The following is a 25620-nucleotide window of genomic DNA, read 5'->3' as shown; positions in this document are numbered from 1 at the left end:
TCAATTGTAGGCTTGGTGGTATTAATAAGGGAGCTTCTATGATTCGTGAAACCAGTCGGTTTGCCCGGGCGGTTCGCCTGAGCTTAATCCTATTGTTGGGCCTTCAATTGGTAGTCCATCCCCAAACATCGTCTGCAGCTCCCAACCCTGCTGCCGCCTCGCCCGCCCAAGCCCAAGCAACTGGCTTGATTCGTGGTCAAACTGAAGCTCTCGACCCGTACTTGCAACGCGTTGCCGCTACTGATCCTGATTTGTTTCAAGAAGCTGCCTTATTGGCTGTCCAAGATGTATTTAATGGTACGTTGCCCGAAGTCGCTGGCGATAAAGCGATCGAGGAGCAAATTAGCTATTATCTTAATCGGGTAGCGTTGGGCTTGCCAATGCAACCAAGCGTTAATGATCCAGCAGTCAGCTCGGCGCTGCAAGCTGATGCCTATTTGTGGGAAAATAATCAGGCGGCGATTGGCGCAACCTGGCAGATGACTGCCCGCCCTGATACTGACCCGCAGGCCTTTGCCCAAGAATTCGATGCTCTCGCTGCTGCGCAGATGCCAGCCGTCGCTGTAAACGCGGCCCGGATTGAAACTCCAGCACTTACAGTTGTCGATCCAGCACTTGATCCGGCGGAAACGGTACTGGTGCCAGCCTTGCCAAGTAGCCCAGCTCGACCGAAAGCCCGCTTAGTTGAGCCAAGCAGCCCAGCAATGACCCAATTTTTGGCCAGCTTGCCAAGCCAACAAGCAGAAGCCGATTTTAGCGGCTTGCGAATTCAACCCCAAGTGGCGCTCAATAATCCAGTTCAAACCCCATCCGCTAAATTGGCAATTACCGCGACTGCTCCTTTAGCAACCAGTTTTGATGAGTTGATCACTTACACCGTGACGATTAGCAATACTGGTGGTCAAGCTGCCTCAGCGGTCGAAATGACTCAGCGTTTGCCTGCAAATGGTATTTTTCAAGCGCCAGTCAGTGGTTGTCTGCTCAAAGATGTTGATCAGGTGATCTGTACGGTTGGCAATTTAAATGTTAATCAAACCAAAACCTATGAAATCCCGGTAAAAATGAAGGGCAATGGTATTTTAACCAGCACCCTGACGGTCAAAGATTCATTAATTGTTAACCCTGATACCAAACTAGCCTCGATTAAAGTAACTACTGCTGTTACCTCAACCAAGCGCACCCAACAAGAGGTTGGCAAGATTGTGATTGCAGCTGAAGAGTTTACCAGCTTCTTTGGCGAGACCGAAGCTTCAGGCGCAGTCGAAATTGGCTTTAAAAAGAATGGCAAATATACCTATCACCTGCGCCTTGGGCCAGACGATAAAATCAAATGGGATGCGGTTGGGACGCCAACGATCGTGACAACCTATGGCAGTGTCTCGCAAATTGAAGAAAATTTCCCCTTGTTCAAGGGCGATTTTGAAATTGATGTCAGCAAAGATAAGCCATTTATCACGCCAAGCCCCACAATTACGCCAACGATTAAGCATTTGGCAGGCTTCCAACTTTTAGGCAGTGCCGTAATTAGTGATGTGGCGATTTTGTCTGGTGAAGCGGGCTTTATGACTGAACTCAAGGTCTCGTTGCCTGGTATTACCACCACCTCGAATTTAACCCCTACCACCAAAATCACTACTACCACCTTGCTGCAACCAAGCAGCATTCTCACTGGCACCAACCCTGTTTCAGGCACGGCGAAGCAGAATACCTTGCGCGTGACTGGGGTGATTAAGCCAGGTGGTAAGGGCGAAGCCAAAATCAACGAGTTTGAAATGTTCTTTGCGGGCTTGAAGGTCAAAGTTAAAGATGCAACCTTTAGCGGCGATAAAATCAAAGTGAAGCAAGCGCTGTTGACCATGCCCAAGCAGCTTGGTGAGCTAACTGGGATTGTCGCGCAGATTGAAGTTACTTCAAAATCAATCACCTTTGGCGGGGTTGGGGTGAAAATTCCCTTGCCCAATATTTATCCCTTTGGCAAACCAACGACGAGCACCAATCCACTAAGTTCAACCAGCCTTTTGGCCCAAACAGCTGCCTTGAGCCAAACCGGAGCGTATACCCCAGCAATTGCCTTTATCAAAAACTCCGCCACGATCATGTACGATAGCAAGGAGGGCTTTAGCCTCCAGATTGATAGCACGCTTGATTTACATGTCGCAAGTAACGATCGCAAGATTCCGGTTGAACTCAAAATCGATTGGCAAGGCAATGTCAAAGGCACAATCAAAAAACTTGAGCTTAAAATTGCTGGCCATGATCTCGAAATGAAAGATGTGGTGATTAGTAATTCGGGCTTGAAGGTCGATGAAGCCAGTTTTACGATTACCTTCCCATCGGAGAAGAAGCAAGAGCCAAACGCCTCAGCTCGGGGCGCAGCGATAGAGAGCGATAAGAAAAAAGAAGATAAGAAATTAACCATCACGGTCAAGAAGGTTTCAATCACCAAAAATGGCTTTGCGATTGGCGAAGGCGCGATTGCCAGCGATTTGCCCGATTTTGGGCTTGGCGATAGCATTCGCTTTACTAAAAATAAAGTTAAGTTTGTTGTAACCAACCCCATTACCGACCCAGCCATGGAACTAGAGCTTGAAGGCACGCTCAAAGTGCTGATCAAGAGCAGCGAAATGGAAACCAAATTCAGCGCGAAATGGGATAAAAAGGGCAAGTTCTCTGGCAAACTCAAAGAATTAACCCTGACCGTGGCAAGTTCGAAGCTCGAATTGAAAAATGTTGAATTCAATACCCAACGCTTTTCAACCAATTCAGCCAGCCTGACCTTACCAGCGTTTCTTGGCAGCACCAAAATTATTCTCACCAAAGTGGTGATTGACGAGAATGGGCTTTCGTTTGGCGATGCGGCGGTCAAAATTCCGGTCAAATTTACGATCGGCAAAGAAAATGGCGAACCAAGCCCAACTAATTCAGTCACGATTTCAGGCACGCTTGGGCTTGATTTCAAGCAAGATAAATCATATAGCTTTGTGTTTGCTGGCAAAGTTTCAATTACCCTCGCCTCGCAAACTGCCGAAGCCGAAGGTATGGTTCAGATCGATAAAGATGGCAAAGTGACTGGTAGCGTCGATAGTTTCGAGTTGACGATTGCAGGCATGAAGCTGGCAATCAAAGAAGCGAACATCGAAAACGGCACGATTAAAGCCCGCGAAGCCACATTTGCAATACCCAAGGAATGGGGCGGCTTATCGGTCTCGGTCTACAATATTGAGATTTCCAAAGAAGGCTTTTCGATTGGCGGCGGCTCGTTCAAATTGCCAGAAATTAAAGTTGGCGATATGTCGCTGAGCCTCGAAGGCACGCTCAAAAAGGAAGGCAATGGCTGGATCATCGCTGCTGGCGGTGAGTTGAAATTGCCCAATGCAAGCGGTGCTGGTTGTAGCGGTCTCGGCGTGAGCGTCGAAATTTTTGCCGGCAGCAATCAAACAGTGGCAATGCGGATTGTGCCTGCTTCGGCAGAGGCGATTAATGCCTTCCAATTGCGCAAAGTTGGTGTCGTGCTCAAATGTACGATTCCTTTGGGGACAAGCGGTTTTGACCTGACGCGGATTGAGGGTACGGTAACCCTGACTAGCAATGTGACCAAAATCGAAATGAAGGCCACAATCGAAAGCAAAATGGGGATTGGCAGCTTCCGTGCAGTCACTGCCGATGGCAATATGTCGATGGAATATGTCAAAAACCCCTATAAATTCGAAATTGGCATCGGCGCATCGATGAAGATTTTCTCGATGTTTGAAGCTGCCCGTGCAAGTGCCAAAATGCGCTTTACCGATGGCGCAGTGCCCTTCTTGTTTACCGCCGAAATGAATATCAACGCCGTAATTGCCCGTGGCAATATGAAACTGACTGCCTGGACCAAAGATGGTGCCTTCAACTTAGTTGGGCGGATCTATGGTGAGGTTGGGGTTAAACGCGGGGCCTTGGTCGATAGTTGTTGGCGGGTTTGGCTGCCATTCCGCACCCGTGAAGTCTGTTTGCGCATTCCCAGCGACGATTTCTTTATTGGCGCAGGCATGGAGTTTGGCAAGTTCAAGCGGGGCAATGGCGATACTTGGGGTTTCAAAGCCAGCGTCAATATTGCCGGAGCTAATTATGGAATTTATGTTGATACCAATGGCCGATTTAGTGTTGGCAATGTTGATGATTATCGTTTGATCGATGCTCCATCGCTGCGGCGCGCGCAATATTTGCACGATTTGAACGCCAAACAGCAACTGAATCGCGCTAGCCTAAGTGCCGAAGATGCAGCCTTGTTCAACGATTACAGTTTCAACAATCAAGAAATTATTATCAGCACGGTTGAAATGACGCGGCCTGGCGACTTGATGTTGACTATGTTGCGCTCGGTCAGCGATAGCGATTTGCAAGTCAGCTTGGTGCGGCCTGATGGTTTGCGCATTACTGGCAGCAACCCTTCTGGCAACGTGACCTTCAACGAAGTGTTTGTTGATCCACGCGATATTCGCGACCCAATCACCCAAGCACCCGACCTGACGGCACCGCCAATGATCCAAACCAGCCTCAACGTGACCAATGCTGAGCTTGGTCAGTGGAAATTGGTCTTGCAACGTGCGCCAGCCTTCGATTTTATTATCAATGTTAGCGGCACCGTTTATGGCCCACCAATTGAAAAATTGGCAGTTAGCAACCAGAACGACAGCAATAATCTTGTTGATTTGGCATGGATGCAAAGCACGCCGTACACCGCAACCGCAACAATTTATGCTAGCCAAGATACGATTACCGATACGGCGAGCTACACCAAAACCAATAACTTCTTGCGCGCCGATGGCATTATGGCCACCGAGACGATTACGGTTGATGTTGGGACGGTAACCAAGTTTGGTGGCTATCCGTTGGCAAGCTTCGATTATGCAGAAGGTAGCCAAAACGCCAGCGAAACGCTTGATCTTTCCTCGCTCAAGAGTGGCGTTTACAACCTGTGGCTCGAAGTCAACGACGGCCAAAATCCACCAAGCCGTCAATACTTTCCCAATACAGTGAGCGTGTTGCACGAATTGCAGCCGACTTGGACAAGCACCACGGTGATTACTCCAGGTTATGGCAGCTTGGATATTGCTTGGGAACCGCATCCAAACCCTGATATTGATGGCTATGAGATTCATGTTCGCAGCCAAAACGATCAATTTGATGAGGATCTCGCGATTATTGATGTTGGCGATGCTGGCACGCAAATTGTGACGGGCTTAGCTGGTGGCGAAGCCTACGACGTGATGATCGTTGGCTACGATTCAGGCACGGGCCGCACCTCGGAATCGAGCTTTGTTGCGGCAACACCACTGGTTGCGCCATTCAGTATGAGTGCCAATCCAAGTGGATTAACCTTGGATGCTGGCGTGGCAGGCACAAGCAATTTGACAATTGCTTCGAGTGTCAATCCTTATCCAGAGCAAGTATTTTTGGAAATAGCCGAATTGCCTGAAGGCTTTGCGGCCCAAATTAACACACCAATTTTGACCCCAACCTTGGTTGGAGTTCAATCGAGCGTGGTGCTAACCCCAGCCGCCAGCTTGCTTGGTGGAACCTACACCGTGACCTTGGTAGCCTTGTCGAATGGCAGCGAGCGCTATCTCAGCATTCCAGTAACGGTGCGCGAACCAGACTTTAGCCTGCGCACCAGCGTCGATAATCTGACCCTGACGAACTTCAATAGCACTAGCGTTGAGATTGATGCAACCTATCAATTTAGCGAACGCGATGAGATTTTCGTTGATGTTGTAGATATGCCTGTTGGCGTTGATTGGTCATTCACGCGCTCAAGCTTTATGCCGGGCGAAAAAACCCGTTTGATTCTGACCGATACGCTTGATCTTGAGTATGGCGATTATCCAATTACCTTGTTGGCTTTTGATAATGAACATGCTTACACCAAAACTCTCAATCTTGCAGTAACTGGCTTCTATATTGAAGTAGTTGAGGATCAAGCGGCTCGACCGCATGAAGTTGGCGCGCCCTATGTCTTGACGATCGATGGCAATGATTGGAATCAGCCAATTGAACTTACTATTGAAGAAAAAGCCGATCAGCCATTGTTCTTTGCCAGCTTATCGAGTGCTACTGCTGAAGTTGGGCAACTGGTCAATCTACAACTAAGCCCGTTGATTGATACGGCGCCTGGTAGCTATGAAGTGTTGGTGCATGCTGCGAGCGCTGGCTATACCCAAACTATCCCATTGTATATTACGGTTCAAGCCAACGAACTGACTACTGATGTGGCGATGGGCTACGAGGGTTTGACTGAAGGCTATGTAGTTGCAGGCGAAAGCTATAGCTACATCCTTGCACCGAAGAATATCAGCCTTAATCCAGCGCGTGATGTCATCGTAACTGAACGCATGCTGAATAATACATTGGTGACGCTTGCTGACGCTGATGGTTGTGGCGTGGCGACGAATGGTACGACAACAAGTTTGAGCTGTAACCTTGGCGATATTCCCGCTGGCAGCCAAAATAGCGCCAAAACGCTGACCTGGCAGGTCAAGCCCGATGTTGCTGAAGGGACGTTGATCTCGCATACCAGTGAGTTGCTGGTCAACGATACGACAATTAGCGAAACCTCTGCGATTGATAATCGTGGCGAAGTGGCCTTTACAGTCGAACGTTTATCGGATCTTGATTTGACGGTTGACTATGCAGACGTGGTGAATGCTGGCGAATTGGCCATCTTTACCGCAACAGTCACTAATCTTGGGCCTTCGGTTGCAGCAGAAACACTCGTAGAATTCTATCTCCCTGCTGGCACAAGTTTGCATACTGCCAGCGTTGGCTGTGTCCAAGAAGCTGAATTAGTTAGCTGTCAGTTGGGAAGTTTGCTTGTTGGTCAGGTCGCAACAGTTGCGGTGACGCTCAAGATTAATCCTGATCAACGGGAATATCTGGAAACCTTGGTTGCTGTTGATAGCGATTCGTATGATGAAGATTTGAACAATAACGCTGTTTACACCTTCGCTGAGGTTGCAGCTGTGGCTGATTTAGCAGTCACGATTGTGCCAAATCGGAGCGCAATCAACGAAGGCGAAGCAGTTGAATATCTGGTGACGATCATCAACCAAGGCTCGGCCACCGCCAATAATCTACAAATCGAACTTGATTTGCCAGCCGAAGCCGATATTGTTGATTTACGGATTGGCAATGTGTTGGAGATTCCTGAGGAATTGATGCTTGCGCCTGGAGCAAGTTTGACCGCAACGATCGGCATTCTCTACCCTGAGGACGACGCTGGTACGCCAATCAGCATTCAAGCAACCGCCTTGGCCGATGAAGCGAGCGCTGTAACTGCCACGAGTGCTAATCTCAGCGTGGCGAATCTGGCCCCAACAGGGCTGTTTACCAATACCATGGTTGTCAACGAAGGCGAATTTGGCGTGCTCGCAGTGATGATCGACGATGCTGGAACCAGCTACGATCCATTGAGCGTCGCGTGGGATTTGGATAACGATGGGGCGTTCGACGATTCGAACACGGCAATTACGCGCTTTGATGCACGCTCGATTGATGGAACCACAACTCGTCCAGTTGCGGTCAAGATTCTTGATGATGATGGCGGCGAAACGATTCTGAACCGCACAGTGATTGTGCGCAATGTTGCGCCAATGGTTGCTGCTGGCCCTGATCAATTCCAAATCTACAACGAGCAATTTACCCTTGATTTGGCCTTGAGTGATCCATTTGCCAACGATAGCAAGACCGCCAGCATTGATTGGGGCGATGGGGTGATTGATACGCTGCCGCTGGCTGCCCAAGTGACAGCTGCAAGCGCCAATCATACCTATGCCACGATTGGCAACTATGCCACTAAGGTTTGTGTGACTGACGATAACCAAGGTCGAGGGTGTGATGAAGTGGTGTTGTATGCCATGTGTCGCGATAATGGACTCTTAGTGCGCGTCGTTCAACAAAACACCCAGATTAGCATCATTTTGGAGAATGCGAGTGGGAACGTGGCAATTTCGGCAGGCATGCCCTTGACCTTGTATCATGGCAATACTGTTTTGCAAAGCTTTGTGCTCGATCAGCCGTTGGCGGTTGGGGCTTCGCGCACGCTCAACTATACATGGGCTGACGCCCCATTGAGCGCAACGCTGCGAGTGGCCACCGATGATAACGGCACTGGCACAAAATCGACCGATTTCTGTTCGGGTAGTGTCTACAAATGGGCGATTAACACGACGATTTATGCTCCGGTGATTATGGTTAATCGCTAAGTGCGCTGTTTGACCTCGCTCGTTCGCGTGCGAGGCCATCATTATCAAAAAACTGACTGGGGCTGGAATGCTTGCTTATTCCAGCCCCAGTCAGTTTTAAGTAGCGTGAGGTACATGTGCGCTAGCTTTACAATTCATCGCGTTCGAGCCATTTGGCAATGCTGGTTGGGGCTTTGAAATTGGTCACATCGTGGAGCACTTCATCAAGCGTTGTGCGAATTGAGATAAAGCGCCGATGTTCGGGGGCGACAAAGCCTTGGCTGACCGCAGCTTCGATAAAGGTCAGCAGCGGGTCGTAATAACCATTGACATTCCAGACCACAATTGGTTTGGCATGAATGCCAAGCTGCGCCCAAGTTAAAATCTCAAATAACTCCTCGAACGTGCCTAAACCGCCCGGAAGTGCGATAAAGGCGTTTGAACGTTCGGCCATCATAGCTTTGCGTTCGTGCATACTGCGCACAACAAAGCGTTGCGATAAACGTGGGTGGGCAACTTCTTTTAAAAACAGGCCATCGGGAATAATGCCCTCGACATAGCCACCAGCTTCCAGTGCACTATTCGCCAAAATGCCCATCAAACCATTTGAAGAGCCACCATAGACTAAACCGAACCCGCGGTGCGCGGTCGCGATTCCAAGTTCTCTTGCAGCATTGCTATAGTCGGGCTGCGCTCCATTGCGCGAACCACAGAACACACACACACTAAATCCTGGTCGTTTGGGTGTCATGCCAATCTTACTCCTTGGGTTGTTGCCTGCAGCACCCGTCATCATAGCATGGAACCGCTTACAATGGGCTAGAATATGGTATTTTTAGGATTATAAAATCGCTGTAAACTAGTGTGGAAGAATTAATTGACAAATAACGCTGGATATTCCATGCAGGAACCACGTGACCGTTGGCTGGAATGCGCTTTGTTGCATTCTAATAGCCCATCTTGTGATCGCATAATGATTATCAGAATGGGCTATTGAATAGGAAAAGCAAAGAAAATTCGCTATTGCTTTTCTGATCGGTGTAGCACCTCTTTTTACTATTCTAAGGAACCTTCTAGCTTAAGGATTTTTCATGAAAGCCAAAGAAACTGCCCTGTTTGAATTCCTCAATGGCACAAAACAATTTGTAATTCCAATCTATCAACGGACTTATAGCTGGACGCGTGAACAATGTGAACAGCTTTGGAGTGATATTGAGCGGCTAGCTCAAGATGTCTCAATCAAGGGTCACTTTATTGGATCGGTTGTCTACGTCGAAGATAATCAATATAGTAAAAGCGTGGTTCCTCAATTACTTGTCATTGATGGACAACAACGGCTTACAACGCTCTCGCTGTTATTAGCAGCTTTAGCCAACATGATTGATGAACGAACGAATGAGTCGGTCGATATAACAAGTAAGAAGCTTTATAATTATTATCTGCGGAATAACGATGAAGAGGGAGATCGTCATTATAAATTAATCTTAACCCAAAGTGATAAATCGGCATTGATTAATGTTGTCAATCGTGAAGAGTTTCATGCTAATGCTTCCTCTCGCATTCAAGAGAACTATCGCTACTTTCTTGATCGTGTTCGAAGTACGGCAAGCCTTCAAAAGATTTTCGAGGCAATCAAACGGATCATTGTTGTTGAGATATCGCTTGAACGTGATAAGGATAACCCTCAGCTTATTTTTGAAAGTTTAAATTCGACTGGTTTGAAACTAACTCAAGCTGATCTGATTCGTAATTATATTTTGATGGGCCAAAATCATACTGATCAGACCTCAATGTATACCACGTATTGGCATCCGATGGAGCAACGCTTTGGCAGCGATTATTCGGCGCGGTTTAATCGGTTTATGCGTGATTATCTGACGATTAGGCTTGGCCGTATTCCAAACATCGAAGATGTATATGATGAATTTAAGCGTTATATGACCGAGAATAGCCTCAATGTTAAAGAGGTTGTTGCCGATATTGGCGAATATTCTGGGTACTTTGCTGATCTTAATTTTGCTACAACCAATGATCAAGAACTCGATGCAGCAATCCGTGATTTACATATTTTACGAGTTGATGTTGCTTATCCATTTTTGATGCAATGTATGCGGGTCTATAAAACTCACCGCTTATCGAAGCGCGAAATGGTCTATACCATACGCTTGAGCCAAAGCTATGTGTTTCGGCGGGCTATTTGTGGTATCCCAACTAATTCGCTCAATAAAACCTTTGCCAATTTATTACGCGATATGGAAAACCCACAGTTGCTCAGCCGTTTTTCATTGAATTCCGATAGCTCATTTATGGCGCGGCTTGAGGCCGCATTATTAGATAAAGATAGCTATCGGCGCTTCCCCAATGATGAAGAATTTCGGCGTGAGTTGCTTGCCAAAGATATTAATAATTTTCGAAACCGCAATTACTTACTCTATGGGATTCATATGGGATCGCCTGAGGCGAGCCATGATCTATCAAACTTGAGTGTAACCCAAATTGTTCCCACTTCGAACCCCTTATCGGTGGAATGGCAAAATGAGTTGGGGATTGAGTGGCAAGCAATTCAAGGCAGTGTGATTAATCGGTTAATTAATCTTTCTTTAGTCCAACAACCACGCGATGAGCAGGCCAGTTTTGCCGAGAAAAAACATGCTCCTGGAGGCTTTGCTGATACCCCAGGTATGCTTAACCGTGATTTGATGAGTTTGCAAGCGTGGGATGAGCGAGCGATTCAAGATCGAGCATTTCGGCTTGCGCAAGCTGCATGTACTATCTGGGCTTATCCAACTGCCGTTGAACGCGCTCCTATTTCGATCCAAGAGCCTGAAGGTACCGCAATCGATTCGGGACTTTTACAAGGGATATGGCGTGAATGTTATGATGAACTACGCCAACGGATCCTTAATTTGAGCACAGCAATTCAAGAAGAACAAACCCGTTTATATATTGCGTTCAAATTGGAGGCTAATTTTTGTGTTGTGGAGCCACAACGAAGTCGCTTGCGGGTTGGGCTACGGATTCCGTTTGACCAATTGCATGATCCGCAACAACGGGGCCGCAATACGACAGGGATTGGAAACTGGGGGAATGCCACAGTCGAATATAGCATTACTGGGCTAGCAGATTTGGACTATGCGATGGAATTGATCCAACAAGCCTTCAATTATCACAATAATGAACTCTAGCAGATGACAAGCATTTTTGAGATAAGGAACAGACTGTGAATTTAACCGATTTGAAACCAGCCTTGATCGATCCAATCACCCTTAAGCAAAAAGCTTATACCTTTGTGATTGATCATATTGAGCCTTATAGCATTTATACGACCCTAAAAGCCCAATTTGGAATGCCCAATGCTGCGTTGAGCAAAAATAGTCAATGGAGCTATGAACTTGAAGCTCCAACGGCATTTATGCGGATCAACGATTGGAAACTCTATGGCTGTACATTAATTATTTATCCTGATGATCAACTTGCGGCGACCGCCCAAGCAATCTACGAAAGTTTGAAATCAATTTTTAACAAGGCGCGGAATACGCAGGATTCGGCAATCAAAAAAACTTCTGAGTCGAGCAACCTTATGTTGCTTCAGAATCCTTATCGCTTATATATGGATACCGGCGTAGAACTTTTAGAACTTGCGAAGGATCAGCCGTCGAGTCATCAGGGGAATACCCTTTGTCGCTCAGCCTTTTTTCAGTTTCTCTCGGCATTCGAGGGTTTATTAAATATCATCTATGATCTGTATCTTAAACCTGCGATTCGGCAAAGTAAAGATACCCGTGATACGGCGATTAAAGCACCAATCGATACAAAAATTGCGATGGCCCCTATTTACTGTATTTGCTTTAGCAGCGAACGCCTTCAAATCAATTCGACAATCTATGATCAATATAAAGCAGTCCGTGCGCTGCGGAATAATTTCGTTCATGCTAATTTGGTTGATGCAATGCGTACGAGAATTGTCAAGCTCGATACAATGACCTTTCTATTAGAACCAACCAAGACCAAAGATTATGACCTTCCGCTGGTGGTATCGAATCTTTCGATTGCGCATCTGGATTTTACGAAACAAGCTATCGAATCGATGAGCGCTGAAATCGTGAAAGCCATGCATCCCACCTATCGCCAAGACTTTGCCAAGGCACTTGAACGCGATGCAATTATTGTAGAGCGGATTGATAACGGAAGTTATGTGATCCGGAGCGAGATCTAGCTTAAAACCAGGGTTCTTGATTTATTATAGGTTCAAGAGCCTTGGTTCTAATTTAATCCTAACTCGTTTTCGGTAATAAGCATTCTAGCTTTCTTCTTCAACAAACCGGAGTATAGCTCAAAATATGGGCTTTGCGGCTAAATGCAACCCAGAAGGAATAGACATGGTTAACCCTGAGAAAGTGCTCCAAACCTTGCAGATTTTGCGCGAACGCTTTGGGCCACGGGTTTTGCATACCCAACGGGATCCACTTGATGAATTGGTTTTGACGATTCTTTCGCAAAATACCTCTGATCGCAATAGTGGGCGGGCGTTTCGCGAACTCAAAGGGCGCTATTTAAATTGGGCAGCAGTGCTCAACGCTGAATCAAGCGAGCTTGAGGAGACGATTCGGGTTGGCGGTTTGGCCAAAATCAAAGCAGCGCGCATTCAAAATACCTTGGCTGTTATTTTAGAACAACGCGGCGAATTTAGCCTCGATTTTTTGCGCGATTTGAGCCTCCACGAGGCGCGAGCTTGGCTGATGGCCTTGCCTGGAATTGGCCCCAAAACTGCTGGCTGTGTGCTCTGTTTTGCTTGCAATCAGCCAGCCATGATCGTCGATACCCATATTCATCGGGTGGCCAAACGCATTGGCATGATCGGCCCTAAAGTGTCGGCAGATGCAGCGCACGATTTGTTGGAAGCAGTTGTGCCAGACGAACAAATGTATCAGTTTCATGTCAGTGTCTTGCTGCATGGCCGCCAAATTTGCCATGCCCAACGTCCAGCCTGCGAGCGTTGCCCCTTAACCGAGATTTGCGATTTTTATCAAGCGCGGTAAATGGGGATCGGTTGTCGGGGATTGGGGATCGGGAGCTGTGCAACCGCGAAGATCGCGAAGCGTCGATAGCACAACGTTTGGCGTGCAATCAGGGCAAGAACAATCCACGAAGAAACATTTGGGGGTGCAGGTGTTGGGGACTGGTTGTCGGGGATCGGGAGCTGTGCAACCGCGAAGATCGCGAAGATCGCGAAGCGTCGATAGCACAACGTTTGGCGTGCAATCAGGGCAAGAACAATCCACGAAGAAACATTTGGGGGTGCAGGGGGCTGAAAACCCCCTGCGTCTCCCGCCTTGAGGCGGGACGGAAGGGTGGTGAAACGATTGTATGAGCCTCCCTCCGATCAATCGAATTGCCAATTGATTAGCACGAATGTGAGCAATAAAAACGATTGCGCTCAACACAAACGCTGTGCTCCAAACAGTTTGTTCGTCAATAAAACATATTCTTACAAGTGCTAGCATGATTTAATCATCTTACTTATACGATGTTGTGCAAATAGGCTGAATCTGCTAAGATACGCTCTGAAACCGGTTCCAAGCGTGGTTTTAAGCGAAATCAAGCAAAAAAAGCCCATTGCCAAGCGTCGCAACCTACCGTACAATAGCGGGCGTGGGGCAATGCGGCTAGAGTATGCAGACACTGCATGTCTGCAAGGAGTACTCCGGCATGACTCAGCGTGCTTTTCCTTCCGATTTCCTCTGGGGTTCCGCTACATCGTCGTATCAAATTGAGGGCGCTGCGTTTGCCGATGGCCGTAGCGAATCAATTTGGGATCGTTTTTGTAAACAACCTGGTGCTATTATTGATCAATCAAATGGTGATATTGCCTGCGATCATTACAATCGCTATCGTGATGATGTGGCATTGATGGCGCGTTTGGGCTTGCAAGCCTATCGTTTTTCGGTGGCTTGGCCACGCGTCTTGCCCAATGGCCGTGGTGCGGTCAATCAGGCAGGCTTGGATTTCTATCGCCGTTTGGTCGATGAACTCTTGCAACACAATATTCGGCCATTTGTAACGCTCTATCACTGGGATTTACCCCAAATTCTCGAAGATCAAGGTGGCTGGCCAGTGCGCGCCACCGCTGAAGCCTTTGTCGAATACGCCGATGCGGTTAGCCGCGCTTTGGGCGATACAGTCAAAGATTGGATTACTCATAACGAGCCATGGTGCGCTGGCTTGCTTGGCTACCAAAATGGCGAGCACGCTCCAGGCCGCAAAAATTGGAACGATGGCCTCAAGGCAAGCCACCACTTGTTGCTCTCGCACGGCTGGGCTGTCGATGTGATTCGGCGCAACGTTCCCCAAGCAAGCGTTGGGATTACCCTCAACTTTACGCCTGCCATGCCTGCTTCGCGCAGCACTGAAGATCTGAATGCCACCCGCCATTTTGATGGTTTCTTCAATCGCTGGTTTCTCGACCCAGTTTATGGCCGCGAGTATCCCGCCGATATGGTGCGCGATTACACTGAGCTTGGCTATTTGCCCAATGGCCTCGATTTCGTCCAAGATGGCGATTATAAGGCGATGGCTGCAACCACCGATTTCTTGGGCGTAAACTACTACAGTCGGGCTGTGCTTCACGATCCCAAAACTGGCACCGCGCCCAAACTCGATTCTGAATACACCGATATTGGCTGGGAAGTCTATCCGCAAGGCTTAGGCGATTTGCTTAAGCGCTTGGCATTTGCTTACAACCCAGGCAAAATCTATGTGACTGAAAATGGCGCTAGCTACAACGATGGCCCTGATGCCAATGGCGAGGTCAACGACACTCGCCGCACTCAGTATTTGCACGATCATTTGAGCGTTTGCTCGGATGCAATTGCCGCTGGCGTGCCCTTGGCTGGCTACTTCGTTTGGTCGTTGATGGATAACTTTGAATGGGCCAAGGGCTATAGCCAACGCTTCGGCGTGGTTTGGGTCAATTACGAAACCCAAGAACGGATTCCCAAGGCCAGCGCCCACTGGTATAGCCGCGTGGTCAAAGCCAATGCAGTACAACCATTGGAAGTTTTAGCCTAATTTAGGTTGTGGGAGTGGCGGATTTGTGCTTGGTGCAGATCCGCCGTTTTTATGATCGAGCGTGAATCGGCCAATCTAGCGTGATTCACGAAGCGCACGAAGATTCAGTTTTTCGCCACAGATTGCACTGATGTATTTGATTCTTATTCCCAAAAGCCCAAAGCCCGTAGTCATCCTTTCCTCTACGTTAAATAACCTAGCCCCCGATCCCAGACCCCTCATTCCTTCCTAGCTCCATTTTCTCGCCACTTGACGAAGTGCGAGCCATCGTTTACAATCTTTTTCTGTAAGCGTTTGCATAAATAAAAACCGAAACCAACCTCTCTAGGTGCAAAACCCCACAACGTTTCTGTAAGTGCTTACAATCACAATCTGGTTCGCAGATGCAAAGGCGCACAACGCAATGAGCAAGAAACTCGATCAAGCAACCCAAACCCTCAAACCACCCCGTGGCCGACGCACCAATGGCACTGGCTTGAGCAGCACCACGATTATGGATGTGGCGCGCGAAGCAGGGGTATCGTATGCAACAGTTTCACGGGTCGTCAACAACAAAGAATATGTGAAATCGGATACCCGTGAACGTGTGTTGAAAGCGATTACAAGTTTGGGCTATGTCGTCAACCAGCAGGCCAGAAGTTTGGCTGGCGGGCGTTCATATGCAGTAGGGTTGTTGGTGCGTGATCTTGGCTCAAGCTATATGGGCGAAATCGTCAAAGGGATTGATGACGCACTGAGTGCAGCGCAATACAATTTGATGCTCTATACCACCCATCGCCGCAAAATCAAAGAACGGATTTACGTCAACAATTTGATCCAAGGGATGACCGATGGGCTGCTGTTGGTTTTACCAGAAAACCTCGAAGCCTACTTAGAAACCCTTGATCAAACCCACTTTCCCTATGTTCTGATCGATCATCAAGGGCTTGATGAGCGCACGCCAGTGGTCATTACCACCAATTGGCAAGGTGGCTACGATGCCACGCGCTACCTGATTGAGCTTGGTCATCGACGGATTGGCTTTATCACAGGCATGATGGACATGCTTAGCTCGCAAGATCGCCTGAATGGCTATCAAGCAGCCTTACGTGACCATGGCTTGCCTGTCGATCCGCAATTGGTTTATGAAGGGACGTTCTATCAACCAGGAGGCTATAGTGGAGCGCAAAGCCTGTTGCAGCTACCAGAACCGCCAACAGCAATTTTTGCCTCCAACGATGTTATGGCCTTTGGGGTGATGGAAGCAGTTCGCGATGCTGGATTGCGGATTCCAAGTGACATCTCGGTGATTGGCTTTGATAACATTTCCCAAGCCTCGCAGGTAGCACCGCCACTGACGACGGTTGCCCAGCCATTAGAACAACTAGGGCGCGAAGCTGTGCGAATGTTGCTTATGCGGATGAATAATCCTGAGCAACCAATTGAGCGTAGCATTTTGCCAACCACCTTGATTATTCGTCAATCGTGCGACGTTCCTCGGAACGTGTAACGCGACAAAGTTGTCGCCCGCCTGGAAAGTAGGGCCCACCGACCAGCGCGGGTGTGTGGATAGAACGATCTATCGCATACAGAAAGGGTATCCACCATGAAGCTACGGTTTCCTGCGTTGATGATGCTGGTTATTATTTTTATCAGCATGTTGGCCGCATGTGGTGATGCGTCAACCCTCACGCCACAAGCAACTCAAGGACAAAGCACAACCGCTCCAGCCGCTACTGCAACAGAAGCTCCTGCCACTGGCAGCACCGATGCAACCGCCGAACCAACTGCTGCGGCAACCACAGATACCGGTTCCACGAGCAGCGACGGCAAAGTATTTTTGACGGTTTCTGACCAACAACAATCAACTTGGGTGCGCAACTTCAATCCATTTGCAAGCGATAACCGCTGGCCAACCGCCGCCGGGATTTACGAGCCAATGTTTATTTATAACATTGCAACCGGCAAAATTGAGCCATGGCTCGCCACCGAATGGGCTTGGAATAGCGATAACACCGAGTTGACCTTCACCATCCGTGATGGCGTGAAATGGTCAGACGGCGAAGCATTCAGCTCAAAAGACGTTGCCTATACCCTCAACTTGATGAAAGATAACGAAAAGCTGCAAGGCAATGGCCGCGCTGCAATGCGTTTCATCGATACGGTTACCGCTGATGGCAATAAAGTCGTTGTGAAGTTCAAAGAAGTTTCAACCATCGCCTTGTATGATATTGGCCATCAAATGATTGTGCCAGAACATATTTGGAGCAAGATTGCTGATCCCGTTACCTTCACCAACGAAACTCCTATTGCAACCGGCCCATTCACCGAAATCATCCGCTTCCAAGACCAAATCTGGGAACTTGGCAAGAATCCAAACTACTGGCAAGCTGGCAAGCCCTACATCGATGGCATTCGCCAACCTGCCTACCCAAGCAACGATGCTGCCAACTTGGCAACGATCAATGGCGAAAACGACTTGGCCAGTAACTTCATCCCTGATGTTGAAAAAACCTACGTCGCCAAAGATCCAGAAAACAATCACTACTGGTTCCCACCAGTCAACGCCCCAGTGATGTTGCTGTTGAACACCACCAAGGCTCCATTCAACGATCCAAACGTGCGCAAAGCTATCAGCATGGGCTTTGATCGCCAACAAATTACCGAAATCGCAACCTACAGCTACAACTCACCATCTGACGCAACTGGTTTGCCTGAATCATTTGCCGATTGGAAGAACCCAGAAGCTGTCGCCGCTGGCGATTGGGTTAAATTCGATGTTGAAAAAGCCAACGCTATGCTTGATGCTGCTGGCTTAACCCGTGGCCCTGATGGCATTCGTGTCTTGCCAGATGGCAAACCAATGACCTACGACATCAACGTGGTTTCCGGTTGGACCGACTGGGTAACCACCGATGAAATCATCGCTGAAAGCTTGAAGGAAATTGGCATCAACGCAACCACCCGCACCTACGACTTTAGCGCTTGGTTCGATAAAGTCCAAAAGGGCGAGTTCGATATGTCGATTGGCTGGAGCAATAACGCCCCAACGCCATTGCAATTCTATCGTGGCTTGATGTCGGGCGAAACCGCCGATACCCCAATTGGCGAAGCTAACGGCGACAACTGGCACCGCTACGGCAATCCAAAGGTCGATGAATTGTACTCACAATTTGTCAAAACCTCAGACCCAGCCGAGCAAAAGAAAATCATGAACGAAATTCAGATGATCTTCGTTCAAGAAGCTCCAGCTATCCCAATTATGCCAAACATCTATTGGGGCGAGTACAACACCAAACGCTTTACCAACTTCCCCAACGAAGAAAATCCATATGTCTTGCTTTCATCGTTCGCTCAACCAGACCGCTTGATCCTCTTGACCAACATCAAACCAAAATAAGCAGTGTCTGGTTTGGTCGTGTGCTGGAGCCAATACGGCTCCAGCACTAACCCGACCCAGGCGCGAAACCCTGAAAGGAAGAACCATGCGTTTCTTGTTGCGACGGCTGGGCTTTTACGCGGTCGCGGCTTGGGTCTCGCTTACCGTCAATTTCTACCTACCACGGCTTATGCCTGGTGACCCAGCCTCGGCTATCTTCGCCCGTTTTCAAGGCAAACTCCGCCCTGAAGAAATCGATTCGCTGCGCAAAGCTTATGGCCTAAGCGATGCCCCCTTGCTTGAACAATATGGTACCTATTTGAAGAGTTTGAGTCGCGGAGAATTTGGCATCTCAATCAATTTCTTTCCTGCCCCAGTCACAACCGTTATTTCGACTGGCTTTATGTGGACAATCTTGCTGGCTGGCTTAGCCACCGTGATTAGCTTTTTCCTTGGCAATGTCTTGGGGATTATCGGCGCTTGGCGGCGCAATGGCATCCTCGATTCAGTGGCTCCACCGTTACTTACCTTCATCGGCGCATTTCCCTACTTCTTTTTAGCGATGATTGCGCTGTATTTCCTTGCCTTTCAAGCAGGCTGGTTCCCATTGCGCCACGCCTATAGCGATGCGTTATCGGTCAATTGGGGCAGCCTCACCTTTATAAAGAGTGTTGTTTCTCACATGATTCTGCCAGCTGGCTGTATTGTGCTGGCTTCAATTGGCGGTTGGATGCTTGGCATGCGCAATACAATGGTCGGGATTCTCTCCGAGGATTACATTACCATGGCGCAGGCCAAAGGCTTATCGCAAAAACGGATCATGTTTAGTTATGCAGCCCGCAACGCCTTATTGCCCAACGTCACATCGTTTGGGATGGCGCTTGGCTTTGTGCTCAGCGGCTCCTTGCTGACCGAAATCATCTTTGCCTATCCAGGCTTGGGCTATTTGCTGTTGCAAGCAGTGCGCAACTTGGATTATCCATTGATGCAGGGCTTGTTTTTGATGATTACCTTTGCGGTGCTCGGGGCCAATTTGTTGGTTGACATTTTGTATGTGTGGCTCGACCCACGCACTCGACGTTAGGAGTAGTGCCATGCAAGCAACCCCTGAAAAAACCTTGGTCTCGAAATCCAGTGAAACGACTAAAACTGCTCGGCCTTGGCTAGCGCGCTGGCCCTTACTGCGGGCCTTTTTGCGCAATCGCAAAGCCATGCTTGGCGTAAGCATTTTGTTTTTCTTCATTATGGTGGCCTTGTTGGCCCCATGGATTGCCCCCGGCAACCCGAAGAAGATGGAAAGCCGCGCCCACTTAGCTCCTGCTTGGATCGCTGACACTCCAGCGCCTGGCGGCAAAACCTTCTTGCTTGGCACAACTGGTCAAGGCCAAGATGTCTTTCGCCAGCTCGTTTGGGGCGCCCGTTTATCACTCAGCGTTGGCCTCAGCGTGGGCATTGCCTCGACAATTGTAGGCACAATCATTGGCTTAACTGCTGGTTATTTAGGCGGCTGGGTCGATGATATTCTTTCGTTGCTGACGAATGTGATGCTGATTATCCCCGGCATGCCGTTGCTGGTTATTCTGGCGGCGTTTCTCAAGCCGGGGCCGGTAACGGTGGTCATGGTTTTGACGCTGACTGGTTGGGCATGGCCTGCCCGCGTGATGCGTTCGCAAGTGCTTTCGCTGCGGGCCAAAGATTTTATCGCGGCCTCAGTTGTCAGCGGCGAGCGCACGCCGCGAATTTTGTTTAGCGAAGTCTTGCCAAATATGTCCTCGGTGTTTGTTGGGAGCATGGTTGGTTCGACGGTCTATGCGATTGGCGCTGATGTTGGCTTGGCCTTCCTTGGCTTGACCAATGTTGGCACCACCAGCTGGGGCACGATGCTTTACTGGGCGCAAAATAATGCAGGCATTTTGACCGGAGCTTGGTGGACATTCGTGCCAACTGGGATCTGTATTGCCTTGTGTGCCTTTGCCTTGACCATGCTCAACTATGCCCTCGACGAAATTACCAACCCTCGCTTACGTGCCGAAAAGGAGACTACTCATGGCAAGCGCAACCGTGGCAACGTCCTTGTCACCCCAGTCATCCGCAAGTAGTGCGGCAGAGCCGTTGCTCGATGTTCAGGATCTTTCGGTCGAATACCAGACCTTGCGCGGGCCTGTCCAAGCGGTTTCGCACGTTTCGTTCAGCATTGGCCAAGGCGAAGTGTTTGGCCTCGCTGGCGAGTCGGGCAGCGGTAAATCGACCATCGCCCACGCCATTATGCGGATTTTGCATTCGCCCGCAGTTATTACTGGCGGCAATGTACTGTTCGATGGCGACGATGTGCTTGAAATGGATGTGGATGGCCTCGAAGCCTTCCGTTGGCGTGATGTTTCGATGGTGTTTCAGAGTGCCATGAACGCCCTCAACCCCGTCTTGACTGTGGGCGAACAGATTGCCGATGTGATTCAGCGTCATCAACCTACAACCACCAAACAGCAAGCCAAAGATCGGGCTGCGGAATTGCTCGACATTGTAGGGATTGATCGCAATCGGGTTGATGATTATCCACACCAGCTTTCTGGTGGCATGCGCCAACGGGTGGTGATTGCGATTGCCCTTGCGCTTAAACCACAGTTAATGATCATGGACGAACCAACTACCGCGCTCGATGTGGTCGTCCAAAAAGATATTATGCAGCAAATCGAGTATCTCAAAAAAGAGCTTGGCTTCTCGATTTTGTTTATCACCCACGACTTATCGCTGATGGTCGAGTTTTCAGACCGCATCGGCGTGATGTACGCAGGCGAGATTGTTGAAACCACCAATGCCCATGAGCTTTTCAATAAGCCGCTGCATCCCTATACTCAAGGCTTGATGGCCTCGTTTCCAGCCTTGGTCGGCCCCAAGGAAACCCTGACTGGGATTCCTGGCTCGCCGCCAAACATGCTTGAGCCACCAAGCGGTTGCCGCTTTCACCCACGCTGTTCCAAGGCCTTTGCCCCATGTCCACTGCAACAGCCAAGCCTACGCGAAGTTGAACCAGGCCATTTTGTGGCTTGTCACTTGTATTGAGGTGCGTCATGACCAAAACTGTGTTAACTGCTGAACAGTGGAAATTAGCCGAATCTCCCGACCCTGTGGTGCTTGAGGTGCGCAACTTAACCAAGCATTTTCCGGTTGGCGGCCTCTTTCGCAGCAAACATGTGCATGCATTAACCAATGTGTCGTTTGCAATTCGGCGGGGTGAAGTGTTGGCGGTCGTGGGCGAATCGGGCAGCGGCAAAAGCACAACCGCGCGTTTGATTGCCCGCTTGATGGAGCCAACTAGCGGCGAGATTTTATTTCGCGGCCAAAACGTCTTGCAAACTGAAAAACGCGGTGCTTCGCTCAGCTACCGTAGCGGCGTGCAGATGATCTTCCAAGATCCGTTTGGCTCGATGAATCCGACCCACTCAGTTGCCCACCACATTATGCGCCCCTTGCAAATTCACCATAAAGTTGAGCGGCGCAGCGATTTGTTGCCGCGGGTGCACGAGTTGTTGGCGACGGTGGGCCTTAATCCGCCAGCAGATATTGCCAACAAATATCCCCACGAGCTTTCTGGTGGCCAACGCCAACGGGTGGCAATTGCCCGCGCTTTGGCGGTCGATCCCGAAATTGTGCTGGCCGATGAGCCAATCTCGATGCTCGATGTCTCGATTCGGATTGGCGTGCTCAACCTGATGGCCAAACTCAAAAAAGAAATTGGCATCGGCTACCTTTACATCACCCACGATATTGCTAGCGCCCGCTATTTTGCCGACCGGATTATGGTATTGTATGCGGGCCAAATGATGGAAGGTGCCGATAGCGATGAATTGATCGGCAATCCGGCCCATCCCTATACTAAACTCTTGCTTTCAGCGGTGCCGAATCCTGAGATTGCACTTGGGCAGCGTGAAGTTGTGGCCCGTGGTGAGCCACCTTCGTTGATCGACCCGCCGCCTGGTTGTCCGTTTGCGGCGCGTTGCCCCCAAGTTATGGATGTTTGTCGCAAGGTTATGCCTGAGGTGCAGACGATTGCGCCAAATCACTGGGTTCGTTGCCATTTATATGGTGAGGGTAGCGGAGGAACTGCGGCATGAGCGTAACGCTAACTGCTAATGGTCTCGCAGTCAATGGTCAGGAGGTGCCGGTCTATTCCGGCACTATCCACTATTGGCGCTTAGAGCGCGACCGCTGGGAATATATTCTCGACCAAGCTAAGGCGCTTGGTTTTTCCATGGTCGAAACCTATATTCCTTGGGGCGTGCATGAAACCGCTCCCGGCGAATACGATTGGGGCCAAATCGATCCACGTAAGGATCTCGCGGCCTTTATTCGGCTGTGCCATGAACGCGCAATCTGGTTAATTGTCCGGCCTGGTCCGTTGATCAACGCCGAATTGACCGACTTTGGCTTTCCCCAATGGATTTTGGACGATCCGGCGATGCAGGCGCGCACGGCACTGGATACCATGCATATGAGTTTGGCAGCGGGTTTGCATCCGCCGCATCAATTTCCCGTGCCATCGTATACCAGCCCCGAATATGTGGCCGCAGTTGGCGTGTGGTTCGACCACATGTGCCAAGTGATTGTACCGCAGCTTGCGCCTCATGGGCCAATTGTCGCAGTGCAAAGCGATAATGAAACCTGCTACATGTTTCATGAACAAGCCTACGCCACCGATTATAGCCCCTCGTCGCTGGCGTTGTATCAAGCAATGTTGGCTGAGCAATATGGCGCAATCGAGGAATTGAATCATGCCTATGCTACCAACTATGCCAGCTTTGAGGCTGTGGTTGCGCCCCGCGATGCAGACATTGCCAACCGCCCCGATTTGATTGCTCACCTCGATTGGGTGCGCTACAAGGAAGTGCATGTTAATTGGATTGTGGCAACCATGGCCGATATGCTGCGTGAGCGCGGCGTGGTTGATGTGCCGTTATTCCACGATGTGGCGTTTCAATATCGCACGCCGCTCGATATCAATGCCATGGAATCCAACGGCCATATCGATTGGGTCGGAATTAATTACTATCGCCAACCGCAGGGTTTTGATGGCGCGACCACCTTGGTGCGCTATATGGCTGGCACAACCCGCTTGCCCTTCATCCCTGAGTTTGGCAGCGGCCTGTGGATTCACCACGCCATGACTCCGCTCCCCGAGGAAACCGAGTTTGTGAGCTTGGCGGCTTTGATGTATGGCGTCAAAGCCTTTAATTTCTATATGTTGGTCGAGCGTGATCGCTGGCTGGCCTGCCCAATCACCCGTCATGGCGATTATCGACCTGAATATGCCCAATTTTTCGAGCGTTTGCTGGGCTTTTTGCAGCAACAGCAATGGTGGAACTTTCAGCGCAAGCCAGAGGTCTTGGTGCTGATGAGCTACGATCTTGGTCGCTACCGAGCAGCAACCTCGACCTTGCACTATGGCCATGTTGATCTTTTGAATCTGCCGCCAGCGCTCTATCGGGTCGAGTTGGATTTGGGTTTTAGCAGCGATCTTGAAGCTGAAAGCGACGATTTTGATTCCCAAAGTTGGTATGGCTCGTTGCGACGCACGCTTGAAGCCAATCATATCGATTACGATTTGAGCGATAGCCATTTGCGCAGCCAGCGAATGGCCGACTATAAATTGGTGTTTGCCCAAAGCATCGATTGGATGAGCAACGCCGATCAACAACGCTTGTTGCAGGCTGCCGAAGCTGGGGCGACGATTTGGCTTGGCCCGACTTTGCCAACCCTTGATGAATATTTTCAACCTTGTACGATCTTGGCTGATCAATTGGCAGGCAAGCGTCAAGTTGCCCTGGGCAATGGCTATTTAGGCTTGCTTAGTCAGGCCGAATTGGCTGCGTTTTGCGCCGAGCTAGCTGCTGGGTTGCCTGTACGCCCACAGCATCAACAATTGGCGGTTACCAGCCATCGCTACCAAGGCCGCGAGATGTTGTTTGTCGCCAACCCAACCGCCGAAGCAATCAACTCACGCTTGGATTTTGCCCAGCCAGTGCGCTTAACCAGCATCTGGGGAGCATTCGAAGGCGCTGCATTGCAACCACAGCACCCAATTAGCCTAGCAGCCTACACGATAGCGATTGTTGAGGTGCAGCATGATTGATCGTTTCTGGCAGGTGTTAGATCTTGATCCAATCACATGGCGCAATATTGGGCGCTTTATCGAAGTTGGTAAATACTTCCAGGCAGCACGGCCTGGCGAACATGGCCTGTATGTGCTCCACGATGGCCACCAGATTTTACGCGCGGTGGATAGCAACAATCAGATTGAGCGCGAAATCACGGGCCAGCTGGCAACCACGCCCCAAGCTTTAGCCGAAGAATTGGCCAGCGAAGGCCGTTGGGATCGGGTACATGTCATCAGCAAGCAGCATTTGGCCGAAGTTGCCCGCCAAGCGCAACAGCCGGAACAACGTGGCCTGAGCATGCCCGCCTACTATCATCTGGTATATTCGCTGTTGTGGGGCGACGGCCAAGGCTATGTGACCGTACCGCCGCCAGCAGGCCATTGGAACCATTGGACTTATGCTGGGATCGAGCACTTTTTGGCGCAACTTGGCGCAGAGGCTGGGCTTGCATTGTGTGTGTTTGATGCTGATGCATTGGCGATTGGCCTGCTTGCGGAAGTGCATAATGGTCAAATAGCCTATGTGACGACCTTCGATGCCTATGCGGCTGAGGCCAAGCCCGAATTGAATGCGCATGGTTTAGAGCATGTGCTGAAATTGCTTGAACAGCGCGGCGTGCCAGCGGGAGCGGCGTTGCTCTGTAGCCGAGCAGCCTTCGAAGATTGGCTGGTTGCGCCCGACAAACTTGCTAGCCTGCAACACGCGGCGGTGGCTAATGAAGCCTGGTGGTGGCTGCGCGAGCCATTGTAGCAATTAAAAACACCACGCAAGAGTTGCATCAATTGCCATGAGCCACTATGATGCATGCAACGAATTTTTAATC

General features: G+C 49.6%; 14 protein-coding genes. 13 read left to right on the top strand and 1 reads right to left on the bottom strand.

Annotated features, from left to right (window positions below):
* Nucleotides 1-38: 38 nt before the first annotated feature.
* Nucleotides 39-8240, top strand: coding sequence for a PKD domain-containing protein (locus SE18_RS01585; RefSeq protein ID WP_054532663.1), 8202 nt, complete (start codon nt 39-41; stop codon nt 8238-8240).
* A 127-nt stretch (nt 8241-8367) separates the two neighbouring features.
* On the opposite strand, the gene SE18_RS01580 is transcribed toward SE18_RS01585, so the two are convergent.
* Nucleotides 8368-8970, bottom strand: coding sequence for an LOG family protein (locus SE18_RS01580; RefSeq protein WP_054532662.1), 603 nt, complete (start codon nt 8968-8970; stop codon nt 8368-8370).
* A 340-nt stretch (nt 8971-9310) separates the two neighbouring features.
* Between SE18_RS01580 and SE18_RS01575 the strand changes: the two genes are divergently transcribed.
* From SE18_RS01575 to SE18_RS01520, 12 genes are all read left to right on the top strand, one after another.
* Nucleotides 9311-11404 carry a GmrSD restriction endonuclease domain-containing protein gene (locus tag SE18_RS01575; RefSeq protein WP_054532661.1) on the top strand — a complete coding sequence of 698 codons (2094 nt, stop codon included), beginning with the start codon at nt 9311-9313 and terminating at the stop codon, nt 11402-11404.
* Nucleotides 11405-11466: 62 nt separating this feature from the next.
* Entirely contained in the window at nt 11467-12435 is a 969-nt protein-coding gene (locus tag SE18_RS01570; protein ID WP_152976522.1) for a hypothetical protein, read from the top strand.
* 163 nt (nt 12436-12598) lie between these two features.
* Nucleotides 12599-13258 carry an endonuclease III domain-containing protein gene (locus tag SE18_RS01565; RefSeq protein WP_160319455.1) on the top strand — a complete coding sequence of 220 codons (660 nt, stop codon included), beginning with the start codon at nt 12599-12601 and terminating at the stop codon, nt 13256-13258.
* Nucleotides 13259-13928: 670 nt separating this feature from the next.
* On the top strand, nt 13929-15287 hold the full coding sequence (locus SE18_RS01560) for a GH1 family beta-glucosidase (RefSeq protein WP_054532658.1): 1359 nt from the start codon (nt 13929-13931) through the stop codon (nt 15285-15287).
* Nucleotides 15288-15690: 403 nt separating this feature from the next.
* The gene (locus tag SE18_RS01555) at nt 15691-16776 is read left to right on the top strand and encodes a LacI family DNA-binding transcriptional regulator (RefSeq protein ID WP_083469655.1); all 1086 of its coding nucleotides are present in this window, start codon (nt 15691-15693) and stop codon (nt 16774-16776) included.
* A gap of 96 nt (nt 16777-16872) precedes the next feature.
* Complete coding sequence (locus SE18_RS01550) at nt 16873-18666, top strand: ABC transporter substrate-binding protein (RefSeq protein ID WP_054532657.1); 1794 nt, start codon at nt 16873-16875, stop codon at nt 18664-18666.
* An 85-nt stretch (nt 18667-18751) separates the two neighbouring features.
* Nucleotides 18752-19729 carry an ABC transporter permease gene (locus SE18_RS01545; RefSeq protein ID WP_054532656.1) on the top strand — a complete coding sequence of 326 codons (978 nt, stop codon included), beginning with the start codon at nt 18752-18754 and terminating at the stop codon, nt 19727-19729.
* A 10-nt stretch (nt 19730-19739) separates the two neighbouring features.
* Nucleotides 19740-20744, top strand: a complete 1005-nt coding sequence (locus SE18_RS01540; RefSeq protein ID WP_054532655.1) for an ABC transporter permease — start codon at nt 19740-19742, stop codon at nt 20742-20744.
* A complete protein-coding gene (locus SE18_RS01535; RefSeq protein WP_054532654.1) occupies nt 20692-21705 on the top strand; it encodes an ABC transporter ATP-binding protein in 1014 nt (337 codons plus the stop codon). Before SE18_RS01540 ends, SE18_RS01535 begins: the two co-directional genes overlap by 53 nt.
* Before the next feature lie 8 nt (nt 21706-21713).
* Nucleotides 21714-22757: an ABC transporter ATP-binding protein gene (locus SE18_RS01530; RefSeq protein ID WP_054532653.1), complete on the top strand. Its 1044-nt coding sequence runs from the start codon at nt 21714-21716 to the stop codon at nt 22755-22757.
* Entirely contained in the window at nt 22754-24772 is a 2019-nt protein-coding gene (locus SE18_RS01525) for a beta-galactosidase (RefSeq protein ID WP_054532652.1), read from the top strand. The genes SE18_RS01530 and SE18_RS01525 overlap by 4 nt, the downstream gene beginning before the upstream one ends.
* A complete protein-coding gene (locus SE18_RS01520) occupies nt 24765-25547 on the top strand; it encodes a hypothetical protein (protein WP_054532651.1) in 783 nt (260 codons plus the stop codon). The genes SE18_RS01525 and SE18_RS01520 overlap by 8 nt, the downstream gene beginning before the upstream one ends.
* Nucleotides 25548-25620 lie beyond the last annotated feature (73 nt).

The organism is Herpetosiphon geysericola (genome assembly GCF_001306135.1).
Lineage (GTDB): Bacteria > Chloroflexota > Chloroflexia > Chloroflexales > Herpetosiphonaceae > Herpetosiphon > Herpetosiphon geysericola.
The sequence above is the reverse complement of the archived record's forward strand: the minus strand, read 5'-3'. Positions and strand labels throughout refer to the sequence as shown.

Bases quoted from the DNA above. Each gene is read 5' to 3' on its own strand.
- SE18_RS01565 (WP_160319455.1), top strand. From the start codon at position 12,599: ATGGTTAACCCTGAGAAAGTGCTCCAAACCTTGCAGATTTTGCGCGAA.
- SE18_RS01580 (WP_054532662.1), bottom strand. From the start codon at position 8,970: ATGACACCCAAACGACCAGGATTTAGTGTGTGTGTGTTCTGTGGTTCG.
- SE18_RS01520 (WP_054532651.1), top strand. From the start codon at position 24,765: ATGATTGATCGTTTCTGGCAGGTGTTAGATCTTGATCCAATCACATGG.
- SE18_RS01535 (WP_054532654.1), top strand. From the start codon at position 20,692: ATGGCAAGCGCAACCGTGGCAACGTCCTTGTCACCCCAGTCATCCGCA.
- SE18_RS01540 (WP_054532655.1), top strand. From the start codon at position 19,740: ATGCAAGCAACCCCTGAAAAAACCTTGGTCTCGAAATCCAGTGAAACG.
- SE18_RS01550 (WP_054532657.1), top strand. From the start codon at position 16,873: ATGAAGCTACGGTTTCCTGCGTTGATGATGCTGGTTATTATTTTTATC.
- SE18_RS01525 (WP_054532652.1), top strand. From the start codon at position 22,754: ATGAGCGTAACGCTAACTGCTAATGGTCTCGCAGTCAATGGTCAGGAG.
- SE18_RS01555 (WP_083469655.1), top strand. From the start codon at position 15,691: ATGAGCAAGAAACTCGATCAAGCAACCCAAACCCTCAAACCACCCCGT.
- SE18_RS01545 (WP_054532656.1), top strand. From the start codon at position 18,752: ATGCGTTTCTTGTTGCGACGGCTGGGCTTTTACGCGGTCGCGGCTTGG.
- SE18_RS01560 (WP_054532658.1), top strand. From the start codon at position 13,929: ATGACTCAGCGTGCTTTTCCTTCCGATTTCCTCTGGGGTTCCGCTACA.
- SE18_RS01575 (WP_054532661.1), top strand. From the start codon at position 9,311: ATGAAAGCCAAAGAAACTGCCCTGTTTGAATTCCTCAATGGCACAAAA.
- SE18_RS01530 (WP_054532653.1), top strand. From the start codon at position 21,714: ATGACCAAAACTGTGTTAACTGCTGAACAGTGGAAATTAGCCGAATCT.
- SE18_RS01585 (WP_054532663.1), top strand. From the start codon at position 39: ATGATTCGTGAAACCAGTCGGTTTGCCCGGGCGGTTCGCCTGAGCTTA.